This window comes from Catellatospora methionotrophica, from assembly GCF_011297335.1.
Taxonomy (GTDB): Bacteria; Actinomycetota; Actinomycetes; order Mycobacteriales; family Micromonosporaceae; genus Catellatospora; species Catellatospora methionotrophica.
Window position 1 is genome coordinate 50,282 of record NZ_JAAOTJ010000023.1, and the last position, 2,337, is coordinate 52,618.

The 2,337-nt window shown below is 71.8% G+C and carries 3 protein-coding genes; all 3 read left to right on the top strand.

The features are described 5' to 3' along the window. The first annotated feature begins 84 nt into the window (after nt 1–84). The 3 genes from sbnA to HAV40_RS33145 are packed head-to-tail and all read left to right on the top strand — an operon-like array spanning nt 85 to nt 2,298. Nucleotides 85–1,068: a 2,3-diaminopropionate biosynthesis protein SbnA gene (gene sbnA, locus HAV40_RS33135; RefSeq protein WP_203672200.1), complete on the top strand. Its 984-nt coding sequence runs from the start codon at nt 85–87 to the stop codon at nt 1,066–1,068. Then, nucleotides 1,049–2,098, top strand: coding sequence for a 2,3-diaminopropionate biosynthesis protein SbnB (sbnB, locus tag HAV40_RS33140; protein ID WP_166388232.1), 1,050 nt, complete (start codon nt 1,049–1,051; stop codon nt 2,096–2,098). Before sbnA ends, sbnB begins: the two co-directional genes overlap by 20 nt. After that, nucleotides 2,095–2,298 (top strand): MbtH family protein, encoded by a 204-nt coding sequence (locus tag HAV40_RS33145; protein ID WP_166388233.1) that lies wholly within the window; start codon nt 2,095–2,097, stop codon nt 2,296–2,298. Before sbnB ends, HAV40_RS33145 begins: the two co-directional genes overlap by 4 nt. Nucleotides 2,299–2,337: the final 39 nt, after the last annotated feature.

Sequence of the window (2,337 nt, forward strand, 5' to 3'; positions counted from 1 at the left end):
CGGGCCGCCACACCCTTGTCGAGGACAACGGAATGGCGGCCCCGAGGGAAGGAGAAGGCCGTGGCAACCATCAGCGTCAAAGGCATTCTCTCGACGGTGGGCAATACGCCATTGGTCGAGCTGGAAAACCTGTTCCACGGCTCTCCCGTCCGGGTCTTCGCGAAGCTGGAGCGGTTCAACCCCGGCGGCAGCATCAAGGACCGTTCGGCGCTCAGCATGCTGCTCGCGAAGATTCACTCGGGGGAGCTGGTGCCCGGCCGCGCGGTCGTGGTGGAGTCGAGCTCGGGCAACCTCGCCATCGGCATCGCCCAGATCTGCGCGTACTACGGCATCCGCTTCATCTGCGTGGTGGATCCGAAGACGACCGAGCAGAACCTGGCGATCCTGCGCGCCTACCAGACCGAGATCGAGATGGTGTGCGCCGAGGACGGCGACACCAGCCAGTACCTGCCGCTGCGGATGGCGCGGGTGCGGGAACTGGTGGGCAGCATCCCGCACGCGTACAGCCCCAACCAGTACCACAACCACCTCAACCCGCGCGCCCACCAGCGCACCATGGCCGAGATCGTGCACGGCCTGGGCGGCCGGGTCGACTACCTGTTCTGCTCGACCAGCACCTTCGGCACCCTGCGCGGCTGCGCCGACTACGCGCGGCTGCACGACCTGCGCACCAAGTTCGTCGCCGTCGACGCGATCGGCAGCGTCATCTTCGGCGGCCAGCGCGCCCCGCGGCTCATTCCGGGCCACGGCGCGTCGGTCGTGCCGCCGCTGCTGGACCCGACGGCCGCGCACGAGGTCGCGCACATCTCCGACCTGGAGTGCGTGGTCGCCTGCCGGCTGCTGGTCAACCGCGAGGCGATCCTCGCTGGCGGTTCGTCCGGTGCGGTCGTGGCCGCCCTGGAGCGGCACCTGCCGCGCATCCCCGCCGGCGCCACCGCCGTGATGATCTTCCCGGACGGCGGCGACCGGTACCTCGACACCATCTACTCCGACGAATGGGTGCACCGGCACTTCGGAGAGGTCTCGCACCTGTGGAAGGAACACACCCGTGCTGATTCTCGGCCATGACGACGTGCGCGCGGTGCTCGCCGACCGCGAGCTCGACGTCGTCGAGCTGGTGCGCGACACGTACCGCCGCCACGACGAGGGCGACACCGCGCTGCCGCACTCGGTCTTCCTGCGCTTCCCGGACTCCCCGCGCGACCGGATCATCGGCCTGCCCGCCTACGTCGGCGGGCCGCAGCCGGTGGCCGGTCTCAAATGGATCTCCTCGTTCCCGGGCAACATCGACCGGGGCGTCGCGCGGGCCAGCGCGGCCGTCGTGCTGAACTCGCTGGAGACCGGCCACCCGGTCGCCTTCATCGAGGGCGCGCTCATCTCCGCCCAGCGCACCGCGGCCAGCGCCGCGCTCGCCGCCGACCTGCTCACCGGGCAGGCCCGACCGGCCGGGGTCGCGCTGATCGGCTGCGGGGTCATCAACTTCGAGGTGCTGCGCTTCCTGGCCGCGCTGCTGCCGCCGTTCGAGCAGGTCGTGGTGTACGACCACGACCCGGCCCGGGCCGAGGACTTCGCTGTGCGGGCCGCCGCGCTGTGCCCGAAGGCGGCCTTCACCGTCGCCGCGTCGGCGACCGGGGCCCTGGCCGCGCAGCCCCTGATCTCGCTGGCCACCACGGCCGGTGAGCCGCACCTGGACCTGTCGCCCTGCGCACCGGGCAGCCGCGTGCTGCACGTGTCGCTGCGCGACCTCACCGTCGAGGCGGTCCTCGGCGCGGCCAACGTCGTCGACGACGCCGACCACGTCTGCCGGGAGCGCACCTCGCTGCACCTGGCCGAGCAGGCCACCGGCGGGCGCGACTTCATCGACGCGTCCATCGGCCAGCTGATCCGCGGCCGGGCGCACGCCCCCGGCCCGGCCCGGACCGTCGTGTTCTCGCCCTTCGGCCTCGGCGTGCTCGACCTGGCCCTGGCGGCCTGGGTCCGCACCCAGGCGCTGCGGCAGGGCGTAGGCACCACCGTCACCGGGTTCATCACCGGCAACGACTCCGGGCAGGCCGCCGCGGCCGCCCCGTCCCACACCAACGAAGGAGCAAACCCGTGAGCGACGAGACCCGCTACACCGTCGTGCGCAACGACGAGGAGCAGTACTCGATCTGGTGGGCCGACCGCGAGATCCCGGCCGGCTGGACCGCGCAGGGCTTCACCGGCACCAAGGACGAGTGCCTGGCCAACATCGCCGAGGTCTGGACCGACATGCGCCCGGCCAGCCTGCGCCGCCGCATGGCGACCGCGACCGCCTGACCCCCCACCCCTGACCAGCCGAACTGAGCGAGGAACGCG